Genomic DNA, 15,644 nt, shown 5'->3' on the forward strand with positions numbered 1-15,644 from the left:
ATTATTTTATTTTTATTAATTTATCCATTTAAATTAAAGAATAATAAAAACTTTTATATGTAAGTCTTTTGATAATTAAAATTTACTTAAAAAATAATATAGATTTTTTTATATAGTGGGTTTTTATGCATGAGGATGTTTGGAGTTTAATTAAAGAAACAAATCATAAAACTATTCTATACTCTCATGGAATGAAAAACAGGGTTTTGTTAGGATATTTATTAAAGCTTAGGGGGAAATATAACTTTGACTTTGAGGCAGTAACGTTTATTTCAGATAGAAGTCCAAAATGGGTAAGAGAAGAGATAAAGTGGATTATGAAAGCAAATGATGTTAAACATAGATTTATTGAGTGTGGAAAATGCAAGATAAGCTTAGAAAATAATGGACATGATTATCACGGAAGTTGTGTAGTTTGGGAGGGTATTAAAAATTTTGAGGGAGGAGTTGTAGCATCATCAATAGGAGAGCATATTAAAGATAAAGAACGATTTTTAACGTGGTGTAACGATTATAACTTATTTCCTCCTTTTATTCACTTAAATGTCTCAAGAGAAAGGCTTGTTAAAGAATTTGAAAGCTTAGATAAAAATCTAATTTCAAGTTGCTATCATGCATGTGTATTCTGCCCTATATTGTATAAACTTGGAAAAAGTTTGATAAAATCAGAGATTTTCTATAAGAAAAAGATTTTAACCGATAATGAAAGGAAAGAACATGCTTTAAATGAATTTTATGATGCTATGAAGGAGCAAGATATTGGTAGGATGATTAATTCGGTTAAAATTTACTATAATAAGTATATAAGAGAGTTAGATGAGCCGTATGCCGATTATATAAAGAGTAGAGATGTTGAGATGTTTGATAAATTGGTTAATAAGTGTAAAGAGTATTTAGGGGTGAAATAATGGGGGACGATATTTATATACCTCCAAAACCCAAACCCAAGCCAAAACCAAAACCTGAGTATAAATACGCTTTATGGTATTTTAAATACACCAATACTTATGAGAAAAGATTTAATGGAACAGTAGGTGATTTATTAAATAGAGGGTTTAACTACGCAATTGCTTTGGAAAAGGATGAAGGTAGTGGAACTCCGGAAAGTGGAAATTTAAGAGAAGATGGTGAAAAAGATGGAAAAGAATTTGGAGAGTTTATAAATTCAGAACTCTCTGGAATTAAGTATATTGCTCAAATTCCTTATTATAAACGTGGAATGTTAGAAAAATTAAAAAATGCTTCCAAAGACAAAAAACAGATGGAATATTATATAAACCATATTTATCTGGTAAAAAGAACATTAGAATACTGGAAGGGTTGGATTGATGGAGTTATTGAAAGTTGTGATAGCAATTTAGTAGGATTTTATTGGAATTTTGAATCTCCTGGGCAAGTAAGTTGGGGATTTATTACTGATTGGGAAATAGCACAATTATCAACATATATCAAACAAAAATCTAATGAATTGAACAGAAAATTAGAGTTTATATGGATTCCCTATATTAACGATATAGAGAATCCAGATAATAATGATATAAAACGATTATCAAAGTATTTTGACTATGTATTTGTTCAACCACACTATTATATTGCATGGAAATACTGGTGTCTCTGGAACTATGAAAAAAATGTGAGTGAAGATATAAGAGAATATTGGAAATACCAAATTAACAGATATAATGGATATTTAACTCAGGGAATAACAAAACTTATAGAGGTTCTTAATTGGATAAAAGAAATTCCTAATGGATATATAGAAATGGAAGTAGATAATAAAATTGATGAATATAAATATCATGATTTGATAAACAAAGCATGTGATTATATTAAAGCCCGAGAGTTCTTAACTGGTAGAGATATTTGGCAAATAAGAGCATACTACTTTGACACAAATATTGAGAATGTAGATAAGGTGAGAAATGGAGCTTACGGTATAAAAGGATGTAAAAACTGGTGAGATTATGAAAAAATTCATTTTATTTTTAATAATTTTATTATTTTCTATTTATTTTTTAAATGTCTCTTCAGCAGAAGTTTGTCCATTTAAGGATGGATTTATAATAATTTACCATGATATTGGTTATGATAAGCTTTTTGGATATACTTACAACGATTCGGAGATTTTGTATTTTAATAATAAAAATTTAATGGACATAACTCCTATTTCTGACTATTATTTCCCTGAGTTGTATCATAATATAACATATTTTGAGTGTGGCTCAACTAATAATTTAACTATATTATCTTTTGGATATTTTTATTTCCCAAAAAATGGTGACGGAATAGTTTTTTTAGGTGTTTTAGTATACACAACAAAAAACAATAAAATAAACTACACTGAGAAAATACTGTGGGCTGATGTTTTTTATTCAGTTGATGATTTTGATATATCTCCTCCAGCATGTTCCCCTAATGAGGCATTACTTGTTTATTGTTATAAAATGAAAGCAGATTATCCAGAAAATATTCTTGTGTTAATAAATAACACCAACATAACCGAATTAAAGAAGTTTGAGGATGACGACTATTATACTACGTTCCAACATTACATATATCAACCTATATTCATCTTTACAACCTATGATTCGAAGGCAAAGAAGTTTTATATCTTAGATGGGCGTTTATCAAATACTTCATTTCCTTTGTATTCTTATTACGGTGGAAAAATCCATTTCGAAGATAACATAACTCTTCCAAAATATGAAAATATTTCTTGGGAGTGTATGGATTTTTACAGCATAAATGGGACTTTATATATTGTTATGAAGAAACTTAATTGCTCCAATATCAATTATGCAGGTTGGTATGAAGATTATTTAAATCAGAAGCCATATCTTCTTATATGGAAAAATAAAACCATAAAAATCATAAGTAATTGCTCAAATCCATATTATTTTGTTAAAATCAAAGGAGGAGAAATTCCAATAGAAAAAAGCTATCTAAAAAAGATTTTTGGAAATAAATATGAAAGTATAAGAATTACGGATTTAGCATACAATAACGGAATATTATTGATTGAAACCAACGAAAATCACAAACTACACTATTATATTGTAAAAAACAACTCAATAGAAGAGATAAAACTAAAAAACATTATAAAATTGTATAAAAAGAAACATAGCTTATGGGATGATATTAAAAAAGAATTAGAACCAAAAATTTATTGGGTAATACATAACTGGTATATAATAGTTTTAATTATAGCTGGTTTGTTGTGGATGGCTATATTATGGAAAAAATAATTAAATTTAAATATAAATAAAATCTATTCTTTCAATAGAACTTCTTTTGCTACCTCTACTCCACTCTCTTTAACTTCAAATCCAAGCTCTTTTAAAGCCAATTCTACACAAGCAAGTGTTGCTAAAACTTCTTTCTCTCCACAGATTCCCATGTGTCCAATTCTGAATATCTTTCCAGCTAAGTGCTTCTGCCCACCAGCAACAACTATGTTGTATTTGTTGCTTAATATACCTCTAAATTTGCTATCTTCAATGCCTTCTGGATATTTTGCTGATGTAACTGTTACTGACCTTGCCCTCTCCTTGGCAAACAACTCTATTCCCATTGCCTCCAAACCAGCCCTTGTTGCTTTTGCTAATCTCTCATGTCTTTTAACCCTATTCTCGATTCCTTCCTCTAAAACTAAATCTAATGCAACATTTAAGGCATAGGTTAAATTAACTGATGGTGTGTATGGGGTTTGTTTTTTCTCTTCATAGTATTTTTTATAAGCCAATAAATCTAAGTAGAAACCAACTTTGTCATCATTCTTCTTAATAACTTCCCATGCCTTTTCACTGACTGTTATTGCAGCCAATCCTGGTGGAGCTGCCAAACATTTTTGAGAACCAGTAACACAGATATCTATGTGGAATTTATCAACATTTACATAATCTCCTCCTAATGATGAGACAGTATCAACAATGTATAAAGCATCATAGTCCTTAACAACCTCTCCAATCTCTTTTATTGGGTTTCTTGCCCCTGTTGATGTTTCATTATGCACTACTGTAACTGCTTTGATGTCATCATATTTGTCCAATATCTCTTTAACTGCCTCTGGCTCTGCCATATCTCCCCATTCTACATCTAATCTAATTGCCTCTCCTTTGTATGCTTTAACTATATTTGCAAATCTCTCTCCAAAGTTTCCTGTAACAATGTTTAAAACCTTATCTCCTCTTTTTATTATGTTTGATATTGCCATATCCATTGCTGCTGTTCCTGAACCAGTAATTAAGAATGTATCGTTTTCAGTTATGAATACTTTTTTTAATTTTTCTATTGTGTCTTCCAATAAGTTGCTGTAATCCTTTGTCCTATGTCCAATAACTGGCAATGCCATTGCATTTAAAACCTCTGGTGGAACCATTGTAGGCCCTGGAATCATCAATAGCTTTTTAACTGCATCTATTTTCATAATCTCCCTCCATAAAAATTATTTTTATGAATTGGGATTATTCTTTATTTTCTACTCTTTAAGTATTCATCCCAATCTTTTAAGAATCTCTCCAAACCAATGTCTGTTAATGGGTGATTGAATAGCTTGTCCATAACTGCTGGTGGCATTGTTGCAATATCTGCTCCTATTTTTGCCGCCTCTAAAACATGCCATGGGTGTCTAACTGAAGCAACTATAACTTCAGTCTTAATATCGTAGTTTTTGTATATCTTTACAACATCCTCAATTAACTTCATCCCAACGTGTCCAATGTCATCTAACCTTCCAACGAATGGTGATACATAGGTAGCCCCTGCCTTAGCAGCAACTAAAGCCTGTAATGGAGAGAAAACTAATGTTACATTTGTTTTTATTCCTTCAGCTGATAATATTTTAACTGCCTTCATTCCATCTTTTGTCATTGGGATTTTTATAACTATGTTATCTGCTAATTTTGCCAATTCTCTTGCCTCTTTAACCATTCCCTCAGCATCTGTTGAGATAACCTCAGCACTTACTGGACCTTCAACAATTTCACAGATTTCTTTAACAACTTCATAGAAATCTCTTCCTTCCTTAGCTACCAATGTTGGGTTTGTTGTAACCCCATCTACTAATCCAAGCTCAGCATATTTTTTAATCTCTTCAACATTTGCAGTGTCTAAGAAGAATTTCATCCCTATCCCTCTTATAAAATTTTATGATAGGCTTTTAGGAAATTATATATCGTAGGGGGTTAAAAAGTTATCTCTTATTATTAATTTGAATATACAAAGGTTTTTATAGTAGTAAATTATATACCACTATTTTGTTTATTATGTTTTAACTACACTTCAACTCTCAAATGGAAAATCTATTTTTAAATTTATAATAAAGACAATTTACGTGATACTATGGTAAATTTTGATGAAGAAGTTTTTAGAGCATATTATGAACATAAAATAAAGAGTTTTATAAAAGAAGAGCTGTCTAATAATTTAATTAAGGGGAATATCTTTGAATTTGACATTGAGAAGTTTTTAATGCACTTTCCAGATGCATGTGAAGTTAATGACTTAATCATTGAGAGACCGAAAGAAATTGAGGAAATAATATTGGATATATTTAAAGAAGCTTATGTTGAACTATTTGGTGAAGATAAAGAGTTAGAAAAGATACAAATTGCATTTAAAAATCCAAAAGGTTGTGAAAAATTAATTGAGGAGATTTCTGCTGAAGATATAAACAAATTGGTTAAATTTGAAGGAAATATACTGCAAGCAGGAAAAGTTAATGCACTTTTAAAAAAGGCAGTATATTACTGTAACAAAAGAATAAAAGATGAAAATGGAGGTTTTTTGTGTAAATACACATATACTCCATGTGATGGACGTGTTGAAATTGAGATTGATGACTACTTTAGTGAAGGAGAATTTATTAAGGACATGTTATCTCCAAGAGAGGTCAAAAAAATTTTAGAAAACAAAAAAGTTTGGGATAAATTAGTGGAAAAAGGGAAAATCCCAAGATGTGTGGATTTGAAGGAAAATGATGAAGTTTTTAAAGAAAATTTAAAGGAAATAAAGTTCATTTTGGATGAATATGATTCAATATATGTGAATATTCAGGAGATGGAGATTCAGCAGCCAATTGATTTAATGAAAAATCCTGAAGAGCCAGCGAGGAGCATTAGAGTCTTTTTAGAAAACACTCCGGGAATATATGCAGGAAGGGTAAATGTTATAGGAAGGGTTATGAAAAGAGAGTATAGACATAACATCCCAATTTATAAAATTTACATTAAAAGTAACTATATTAAAATTTCTGAAAGTTATAATAAAATTGAAGTTAAAGATATATTAAGAAATGAAGAGCTTATAGAGACTTTAAATGAATTAGGGAGAAAGAAAAATATTATTGACATTTTATCAAACTATCTAATCTCTCAAATAAAAGGTTATGAATTAGTTAAAAAAGCCATATTTTTGCAACAAATAAAAGGAGCTTTTAAATTTTTACCTGATGGGACTCCTTTAAGAAGGGATAGCCATATTTTATTAATTACAGACCCAGGTATTGGAAAATCAACAATGCTCAGAAGAATAGCAAGATTATTCCCTCAAAATGCTTATGCATCAGTAACAACTGCTACTGGAGGAGGTTTAACTGCTATAGTAACAAGAGAGGCTACTGAAATCGGAGATGGATGGGTTGTTAAGCCGGGGGTTTTTGTTAGAGCTAATGAAGGAACTGCATGTATTGATGAGCTAACTGTAGATAAGAATGTAATGAAATATATATTGGAGGCTATGGAGAGCCAGACAATCCACGTCAATAAAGGAGGGATTAATGTTAAACTGCCCGCAAGATGTGCAGTTTTAGCAGCATGCAACCCAAAGAGGGGAAGATTTGATAGGAATTTAACTGTTATTGAGCAGATAGATATTCCAGCCCCATTGCTTAGTAGATTTGATTTAATATTTCCATTGATGGATAAACCAAATAGAAAGAGTGATGAAGAGATAGCTGAACATATATTAAACACCCATATTGAGACAGCAACAAAAGACTACAAAATCTTAGGAGCTATTGATATTGATGGAATAACAGTGGATGAGAAGCTTTTAAAATACTATATTATTTATGCAAGGAGCTGTGCATACATAGAAGAGAATCAAGATTTATACTTAGGAGAGTTTGATGAAACAAAGTTAATTATGCCTTATTTAACTGATAAAGCAAAAAAGATGATTAAAAAGTATTACTTAGAGATGAGAAAGTTGGGAGAGGGGGATAACCCAATACCAATAACTGCAAGGCAGTTAGAGGCAATTATTAGGATTGCTGAAATGCATGCAAAGGCAAGACTATCAGATAAAGTTGAAGATGTCGATGCTGAAGTGGCAATAAGTATTATTGATGATTGCTTAAAACAGGTAGCTTATGACCCAGAAACTGGAACTTTGGACTTGGATAAGATAGCTGGAACTCCAAAGTCAAGAAGAGATAAGATGGACGCTGTCCTTAACATTATTAGGGAGATTGTTAGCTTGAGAGATGATGGTTTAGCACCAGAAGAGGAGATATATGAAAAAGCGATGGCTATTGGTTTATCTGAAAAGGATGTTAATGATGCCTTAGAATATTTAAAGAAAGCTGGAGATATATACAATCCAAGATATGGATTCTGGGGTTTATTATGAAAAAGTTCTTAGAAAAAAAGCTAAAGAAGATAGCTTATGAAAGAATTGATATATTGATGAGCTTAGCTGAAGAAGAGGCAAAGAAAGGTAATTGGGATAGAGCTAAGAGATATGTATATTTAGCAAGAAGAATAGCCATGAAAATGAGAATAAGATTCCCTAAAAAATGGAAGAGAAGGATATGCAAAAAATGTGGAACCTTTTTGTTGTATGGAAGGAATGCAAGGGTTAGAATTAAGAGCAAGAGATATCCCCACGTTGTTATAACATGCTTAGAATGCGGAGCAATATATAGAATCCCAATGATTAGAGAGAAGAAAGAAAAGAGAAGGAAAAAATTAGAGGAAAGATTAAAAGCAAAATCAAACTCACAAACCTCTTAACTTTTTTGTTTCTTCCATATCAACAACGAAATCATCATCTTTTTTGATAATTTTTACTTTATAATCCCTATATGCCGATTTTATGGAAATTTTTTCATCTTTAACATCCTCTAATATTAGATTTATATCTCTTTCATAAGGAGAGCCGTAGCCCCCACCACCAGGAGTGTTTATTTCAACTATATCACCACAACTTAAATATAAAGTATCTTTTCCAGATAATGGGATTTTTTTACCATCTTTTATAACATAATGCTCTCCACACGCTCCACTATAGCCATTATTAACTCCCCATGGGGAAATTTTAATTCTATCAGCAATTATGGAGAGCATGCAGTCAGATAGCATTTTATAAACTCTCCTTATTCCCAAACCTCCCCTATACTTCCCAGCTCCTCCAGAATCTTCTCTTAGAGAGTATTCAAGAATCATTATTGGATATTCGTTCTCTATAACTTCAATTGGAGTATTGAGAGTGTTTGTCATATTTGCATGAACTCCATCAACTCCATCTTTTCCATTTCTTCCTCCAAATCCTCCTCCAATTGTTTCATAGAATGCCCAACCTCTTCCCCCAATAATAACGTTGTTCATACTCCCGTTTGATGCGGCTGGCACTCTATCTGGGAATTCATGGTAGAGGGCTTTAAATATCACATCAACTATTCTTTGAGAGGTTTCTACATTACCAACAGAAACTGGAGCTGGTTTCTTTGGATTAACAATTGTTTCCTCTGGAGCAATGATATTTAAAACTCTAAAGATACCATGATTCATTGGTAAATCAGGGTCTATAACTGCCTTTAATGCAAAGGATGTTGATGCAACGGTAACACCATAAACAGCATTTAATGGAGCATCTAACTGTCTATGCGTTCCAGTAAAATCAACTTTTATTTTGCCATTTTTTATCTCAATCTTCATATTTATATTTATTAATTTGTCCTTATATTCAAGGTAATCTACTGCCTCACATATACAGTTAATATCTCTAATTTTTGATTTTAAATATTCCTCAGAATAATCTAAACTCTTATTCCATGCCTCAGTAACTTCTCTATCCCCATACTTTTCAATTAGTTTTAAAATTCTCTCAACACCAATGTTCAATGATGCTATTTGAGCTTTTAAATCTCCAATTGTTGATTTTGGCACTCTAACATTTGATGTTATTAGATTTAAGAGCTCTTTGTTTAACTTTCCATTTATAACGAGCTTAGAGGGAGGAATAATTAAACCTTCGTGGTAGAGTTCTTTTACGTTACTGCTTATACTTCCTGGTGCATAGCCACCAACATCTACATGATGAGCCTTATTTGCCACATAGCCAATTATTTCATCGTTATAAAATATTGGTTTTAAGAGGGTGATGTCATTTAGATGAGTTCCAGCTATGTATGGGTCGTTAACGATAATTACATCGTCCTTCTCAATCTCAATGCTCTCTTTTTTTAGATAATCAACGGTATTCTTAACTCCAATAGCCATACTCCCTAAATGCACTGGGATGTGTTCAGCTTGGGCTATTAACTCTCCATTTGATGATAAGATAGCACAGCTAAAATCTAATCTGTCCTTAATATTTGGAGAATAGGCTGTATTTCTCAAAATAATTCCCATCTCTTCTGCAATATATGAGGTAGAGCTTTTAATAACCTCAACTGTAATTTTATCCATAACAATCCCCTTTTATCTCTCAATTCTTAAACATCCGTATTTATCAACAAAAGCTGTATAATCTGGAGGAATTACGATAGTTGAATCATACTCTTCAACTACTGCCGGTCCTTCAAATATAGCTCCTGGTTTAAGCTTATCCCTATTATAAATTGCAGTCTCTTCCCATCCACTGCTGAAATAAACCTTTCTATAACTCTCTGGCTTTGGTTTGTATTCTTTAACTTCATAACATTTTATCTCTGGCTTTGTTAATAAACCAATAATTGTAACCCTTGCATTAACCAACTCAATATCTTCCTCTAAAGAACTGAATTTATAAACAGTCTCATGCTTTTTGTGGAAGTTATCTGCCAATTCTTTTAAATCTCCAGTCCAAGGGATTGTTAGTTCATAAGATTGCCCTTTATATCTAACATCAATCTGTTTAACTATCTTTATCTCCTCAAAGCCCTCAACCTCTTTAAGTCCCTCCTCTATTAGCTCAATAAATATATTCTCAATCTCTTCCTCATCAACTTCATCTATATCTTTCAATATACTCTTAGCTTTATCTACCCTACAATCAGCCAATAAAAGCCCTAAAGCAGAGAAAACACCACACGAAGGAGGAATTAATATAGAGCTAATCTCCATCTCCTCTGCCAACTCAACTCCATGTAAAGGTCCAGCTCCACCAAAAACATACATGACAAAATCCCTTGGGTCATAGCCTCTCTCAACTGTAACTATTCTTAAAGCCTTTGCCATGGTGGTGTTTGCCAATCTTATTATTCCATAGGCGATTTCTTCAACACTCTCCCCTATTTTTTCAGCTAATTTTGATATTGCCTTTTCAGCTAAATCTTTTCTTAATTTTAATAGACCACCACTAAGCTTCTCTCCCAATCTACCAAGGATTAAGTTGGCATCAGTTATTGTTGGTTTATCATTTCCCTTTCCATAGCAAACAGGCCCCGGGTCAGCTCCAGCACTTATCGGCCCAACTCTTAAGGCATTTCCTTCATCAACCCATGCTATTGTCCCTCCTCCAGCACTAACCTCAGCCAAATCAATAAATGGAAATCTAACAGGATAACCAGAGCCTTTAATTAATCTTCCAGCATGAACCTCTCCTCCAACCTCATACTCATTTGTTACCAATGGAGAGTTGTTAATTATAGTTGATGCCTTAGCAGTTGTTCCACCCATATCAAAGCCTATAACTTTGTTATCATTTAAAATTTTTGAAAAATAGGCGACTGCAATAGCTCCAGCGGCTGGACCGGATTCTATAAATGCTGCAGGTCTTTCAGTGGCATATTTTATATTTGAGATGCCTCCACTACTCTGCATAACATAAAACTTTCCATTAAAGCCTTTGTTTTTTAAAGAATCTATGAAGTTTTTTAGATAATTGGACACTAATGGCTTTAGATAGGCGTTAATAACGGTTGTGCTTGTTCTCTCATACTCCTTATACTCTGGATTTATTTCGTAGGAGGTTATAACATCCACATTAGAGCAGAGATTTTTTATTATTTCCCTTGCCTTCTTTTCATGGATTGGATTCTTATAGCTGTGTAAAAAAGAGATAACAACAACTTCATAATCCTTTTTCTTAATAATTTCAGCTATTTTTTGCAATTCCTCCTCATTTAGTGGAGTGATTATATTTCCATTTGCATCTATCCTCTCTTCAACCTCATATCTGTCTCTCCTCTTTATTAATGGCTTTGGCTTTTCAAAGAATAAATCATAAAGTTTAGGCCTCCTCTGCCTACCAATTTCAATAACATCCTTAAATCCCTTTGTTGTAATTAGTGCAATTTTTGGTGGGTTTAAGTGCTCTTGCCCTAAAAACATGTTTGTTCCTAAGGTGGTTGCGTGGATTAAAATATTTATCTTATCAAATTCTATTTTAGCAGTTTCTATTGCATTTATTGCCCCAACATCAGGACTCTTTGGAGTTGTTGGAACTTTAACTACATGAAATTCTTTGCTATATTCATCAAAATAAACGAGGTCTGTAAATGTCCCACCTATATCAATTCCTACTCTGTATCCCATAACCATCCCATAAAAATTAGTATTAGAAGCTATAACTTATTTTAATGCCAAAAAATATAAACATTTCTGGTGAAATAATGACAGGCAAAGTTATCTTAGTAGGAGCAGGACCGGGAGACCCAGAGTTGATAACAATAAAAGGTTTAAAAGCTATTAAAGAGGCAGATGTTGTTGTTTATGATGATTTAATATCAAAAGAGCTATTAAATTATGCTAAAAAAGATGCCGAGCTAATTTATGTTGGTAAAAGAAAGGGAAAACATTCATTTAAACAAGAAGAGATTAATAAAATATTGGTTGAGAAGGCAAAGGAAGGAAAGTTAGTTGTTAGATTAAAAGGTGGAGACCCATTTGTTTTTGGTAGAGGTGGAGAAGAGATTTTAGAGTTAAAGAAGCATAACATACCTTATGAGGTAATTCCGGGAATAACGTCAGCTATAGCAGTCCCAGAGGTTGCTGGGATTCCAGTTACTCATAGAAAGGTAGCTACCTCCTTTACAGTAGTTACAGGGCATGAGGCAGAGGATAAGAAAGAGAAACAGGTAGATTTAAGCAAGTTAAATGCTGATACTATTGTAATTTTAATGGGAATAACTAATTTGGAAAATTTGGTTAAAGAGTTGTTGCAAAACCCAAAAAGAAGTAAAGAAACACCAGTAGCAATCATTATGGAGGGAACTACAAAGAATCAGAGAGTTATAAAAGGGACTTTGGGAGATATTGTTGAAAAGGCTAAAAAAGAAAATGCAAGACCTCCAGGAGTTATAGTTGTTGGTGAGGTTGTTAATGTGTTAGATAGTCAATAAATTAATTTTTGTGATTAAAATGATAAAGAATGTTGCTATAATCTACCCAAACAAATTTAAAGCTGGGATTTCTTGCTTAGCTGTGCATGTTCTAGCTAATCATTTAAGCAAATATAGAGATTTAAATGTAGGAGTGTATTTCTTAGAGAATTATGATAGAATAAAAAATTTTGATGCAATTTTTATTACTCTACAGTATGAAAACGATTACTTTAATGCAATAAAGATAATTAAAGATTTGAGAAAAAATAACCCAAATGCTATTTTTGTTGCTGGAGGGCCTTGTGTAATGGAAAATTTTTTCCCAATAGCTGAGTTTTTTGATGTATTTATCGTTGGAGAGATTGAGGGCAGTGATGTAATGCTAAAAGTTATAAATAGAGAGTTTGATGTTGAGGGTGTTTATTCAAAATATTTAGAGAAGGATAAAGTTAAAAGAATCTATCCAAAAAAATTAACTATAGATGATTATCCAATATATCAGCCAACCTCTGAAGAGGGAGCTTATGGAAAATCCTTCTTATTAGAGATTGGTAGAGGATGTCCAAGAAGATGTAGATTTTGCTTAGCGAGAGCTATCTATTATCCACCAAGGTTTAGAAAGCTTGATGATTTAATGTATTTAGCAGAAGAAGGAGTTAAGGTTAATAAAGTCAATAAAGTTGCTTTAATAGCCCCATCAGTTGGAGATTACAAGTATATAGTTGAGTTATGCAACTTTTTGGATGATATGGGAGTTCATATATCTCCTTCATCTTTAAGGGCAGATACATTAAACGATGATTTGATGAGAATTTTAAAGCCTAAAACTTTAACCATAGCTCCAGAAGCTGGAAGTGAAAGGTTAAGAGAGTTTATAAAAAAGGACATTAGAGAGAGGGACATAGCTAATGCCATTGATTTAGCTAAAAAATTTGGAGTTGAAAAGGTTAAGCTCTATTTTATGGTTGGCATTCCGACAGAGACTGATGAAGATATTGAAGAACTTATAAATTTAACGAAGAAAGTAAAGAAAGAAATTAGAAAAGTAGAAATCTCAGTCAATCCAATGATTCCAAAGCCACATACAGATTTTGAGGTAGAAGAGTTTGATTTATCATCTAAGAAAAAAATTAAGTATATTGAGAAGGCATTAAAAAAAGAAGGTATTAGGGTAGAATATGAGAACTTCAACTCCATGATTTGCCAGTGTATATTGGCAAGGGGGGATGAAAATCTTAGCAAATATTTAGATTACTCAAAAAATCCAACAAGCTTAATTAGTGCTTTAAAGAAAGATAGATTGTTGGATAAATACTTAGGAAGGTTTGAAGATAAAGGTGTTTGGAAAAATATTATTCTCTAAAAATTTCAAATTTGTATATTTCCATAAGATTATGAGATTAGAAACTATCACTTTTTTAAGTTAAAACTTTAAAAAATAAGAATCATCTAAATTTTAGAAAAAACAATAAAAATAGTTGCAAATTATTCATTATTTTTTTCTATTGCTTTTAAAACTTCCAATCCAAATAATCTTGCATAGTCAGGAGATTTTGCAGTAATTACATTACCATCAACTACAACTCCTCTATCTTCATAAATAGCTCCTGCCTTTTTTAACTCTTCTATAGCCTCTGGAGCTGGATATACAGTTGCTTTCTTGCCTTTTAAGATTCCTGCTCTTGCTAAAACTACTGGAGATAAGCAGATTGCTGAGACAACCTTATTTTTATTGTAAAATTCTTTAACTAATTCTATCAATTTTGTGTTATTCCATAAATACTCTTTTGAACCAATTCCCCCCACTATAACTATAGCCACATAATCATCAGGATTTACATCATATATGGTTTTTTCAACAGTTATTTTATTACCTAACATCCCCACACATTCTCCTTTTGTAGTTGATACAACATCAACCTTTAAACCATTTGACTCAAATACTGCCATTGGCTCAAAAAGTTCTTCATCTCTAAAGTCCTTTGGAGCTATAACCATTAAAACTTTTGCATTTTTCATATTTTCCCTCTTTTCATTAGAATTAGTTATGCACATTGAAGAAACTAAAGCTAAGGTTATTAATATCACTGCCAACCTCTTCATGCTCCCACAATAATTCTTTATATCTGAACGTATATATTTAATTAATGGGGTAATTATGAAAGTGGCTATAGTGTTTGACAGTGCTGGGACTCTTGTAAAGATAATGAGAGTTATTAAAGATTTAAAGAAAAATAAGTTTATTTGTAATAGCCAGACGGTTGATATAGTGGATAAAAAAAAGGGTAGAGCATTAGTTATAATTAAAGAAGACCCTTTAAAGGTAGTGGATAAAGAAAATCCAGAAAAATTAATATCTGACTTATTAAAAGAGGTTGAAATTGGTATATCTTATTGTAACCCACCGATAAATAGAGAAGGAATTTTCAAAGATAGAAAAACCAAGGTTAAAGAATTACAAGAGCCATTAAACATTTTAAAGAGATATGAAGTAGAAACTGGGTATGGAAGTGCTTTAATAATAGACACTTATGCTGGAGAGGTTGAATACACAATAGCAACAGCTGGATGTTTATTTAAAGAGGTTAAAGAAACAATTAAACAACTAAAAGATTTAGGAGTTAAGGTTTTCATTGCTTCTGGAGATAGAAAAGGGTTTATAAAGAGATTAGCTGAAATTACTGGGGTTGATGAACGATATATAATGGCAGAGGCTCATCAGGAGTTAAAGAGAGATTTAATAAGAAATCTAAAAAAAGAGGGGTACTTTACAATAATGGTAGGGGATGGAGCTAACGATGTCCCAGCAATGATTGAAAGTGATTTAGCAGTGGTAACATTGCAAAATGGGAATGTTTCGAGGAGAGCTCTCGAAACAGCTGATATAAAGATTTACAACATAAAGGAAATAGTTGATATATGTAAAAAAGTTATTAATGGAGAAATTAAAGGTAGAATGCAAATTAAGGAGTGTTCTTAATATAAGACATTATTTATAGATTAAAATTAGCCATTTCGGAATGGAAATCTGTCTAAAATGTAGTGTTTCCATTTAAATGTCTCAGTTAATTAAATCAGACCGATTCGGAATGGAAATAAGGACTGGGATGGATTTGCA

The 15,644-nt window shown here is 32.0% G+C and carries 13 protein-coding genes; 8 read left to right on the forward strand and 5 right to left on the reverse strand.

Annotated features, from left to right (window positions below):
• Positions 1–125: 125 nt before the first annotated feature.
• From MJ_RS05155 to MJ_RS05165, 3 genes are read left to right on the forward strand one after another with little or no spacing between them, the layout of a single operon-like run.
• Positions 126–908 (forward strand): hypothetical protein, encoded by a 783-nt coding sequence (locus MJ_RS05155; protein ID WP_010870470.1) that lies wholly within the window; start codon positions 126–128, stop codon positions 906–908.
• On the forward strand, positions 908–1,960 hold the full coding sequence (locus tag MJ_RS05160) for a hypothetical protein (RefSeq protein ID WP_010870471.1): 1,053 nt from the start codon (positions 908–910) through the stop codon (positions 1,958–1,960). Before MJ_RS05155 ends, MJ_RS05160 begins: the two co-directional genes overlap by 1 nt.
• Before the next feature lie 4 nt (positions 1,961–1,964).
• Complete coding sequence (locus MJ_RS05165) at positions 1,965–3,245, forward strand: hypothetical protein (RefSeq protein ID WP_010870472.1); 1,281 nt, start codon at positions 1,965–1,967, stop codon at positions 3,243–3,245.
• A gap of 23 nt (positions 3,246–3,268) precedes the next feature.
• Here MJ_RS05165 and MJ_RS05170 read toward each other — a convergent pair whose 3' ends face one another.
• Both MJ_RS05170 and fsa read right to left on the reverse strand, forming a co-directional pair.
• Positions 3,269–4,426 carry a pyridoxal-phosphate-dependent aminotransferase family protein gene (locus MJ_RS05170; RefSeq protein WP_010870473.1) on the reverse strand — a complete coding sequence of 386 codons (1,158 nt, stop codon included), beginning with the start codon at positions 4,424–4,426 and terminating at the stop codon, positions 3,269–3,271.
• Positions 4,427–4,470: 44 nt separating this feature from the next.
• Entirely contained in the window at positions 4,471–5,124 is a 654-nt protein-coding gene (gene fsa / locus MJ_RS05175) for a fructose-6-phosphate aldolase (protein WP_010870474.1), read from the reverse strand.
• Positions 5,125–5,340: 216 nt separating this feature from the next.
• On the opposite strand from fsa, the gene MJ_RS05180 reads away from it, so the two are divergent.
• Positions 5,341–7,629: an ATP-binding protein gene (locus MJ_RS05180; RefSeq protein ID WP_010870475.1), complete on the forward strand. Its 2,289-nt coding sequence runs from the start codon at positions 5,341–5,343 to the stop codon at positions 7,627–7,629.
• Complete coding sequence (locus MJ_RS05185; RefSeq protein WP_010870476.1) at positions 7,626–8,012, forward strand: ribonuclease P protein component 4; 387 nt, start codon at positions 7,626–7,628, stop codon at positions 8,010–8,012. The genes MJ_RS05180 and MJ_RS05185 overlap by 4 nt, the downstream gene beginning before the upstream one ends.
• Here the strand turns inward: MJ_RS05185 and MJ_RS05190 are convergent.
• Together MJ_RS05190 and MJ_RS05195 are read right to left on the reverse strand one after the other, a co-directional pair.
• Entirely contained in the window at positions 7,998–9,689 is a 1,692-nt protein-coding gene (locus MJ_RS05190) for a hydantoinase B/oxoprolinase family protein (protein ID WP_010870477.1), read from the reverse strand. The genes MJ_RS05185 and MJ_RS05190 overlap by 15 nt on opposite strands.
• Before the next feature lie 12 nt (positions 9,690–9,701).
• Complete coding sequence (locus MJ_RS05195) at positions 9,702–11,744, reverse strand: hydantoinase/oxoprolinase family protein (RefSeq protein ID WP_010870478.1); 2,043 nt, start codon at positions 11,742–11,744, stop codon at positions 9,702–9,704.
• Positions 11,745–11,815: 71 nt separating this feature from the next.
• Here MJ_RS05195 and cobA point away from each other — a divergent pair, with 71 nt between their 5' ends.
• Together cobA and MJ_RS05205 are read left to right on the forward strand one after the other, a co-directional pair.
• Positions 11,816–12,544 (forward strand): uroporphyrinogen-III C-methyltransferase, encoded by a 729-nt coding sequence (gene cobA / locus MJ_RS05200; protein ID WP_064496681.1) that lies wholly within the window; start codon positions 11,816–11,818, stop codon positions 12,542–12,544.
• Positions 12,545–12,563: 19 nt separating this feature from the next.
• Positions 12,564–13,889: a B12-binding domain-containing radical SAM protein gene (locus MJ_RS05205; protein ID WP_064496682.1), complete on the forward strand. Its 1,326-nt coding sequence runs from the start codon at positions 12,564–12,566 to the stop codon at positions 13,887–13,889.
• 122 nt (positions 13,890–14,011) lie between these two features.
• Here MJ_RS05205 and MJ_RS05210 read toward each other — a convergent pair whose 3' ends face one another.
• On the reverse strand, positions 14,012–14,629 hold the full coding sequence (locus MJ_RS05210; protein WP_010870481.1) for a DJ-1/PfpI/YhbO family deglycase/protease: 618 nt from the start codon (positions 14,627–14,629) through the stop codon (positions 14,012–14,014).
• Positions 14,630–14,684: 55 nt separating this feature from the next.
• On the opposite strand from MJ_RS05210, the gene MJ_RS05215 reads away from it, so the two are divergent.
• Positions 14,685–15,506 carry an HAD family hydrolase gene (locus MJ_RS05215; RefSeq protein WP_010870482.1) on the forward strand — a complete coding sequence of 274 codons (822 nt, stop codon included), beginning with the start codon at positions 14,685–14,687 and terminating at the stop codon, positions 15,504–15,506.
• Positions 15,507–15,644 lie beyond the last annotated feature (138 nt).

The organism is Methanocaldococcus jannaschii DSM 2661, assembly GCF_000091665.1.
Lineage (GTDB): Archaea > AGJL01 > Methanococci > Methanococcales > Methanocaldococcaceae > Methanocaldococcus > Methanocaldococcus jannaschii.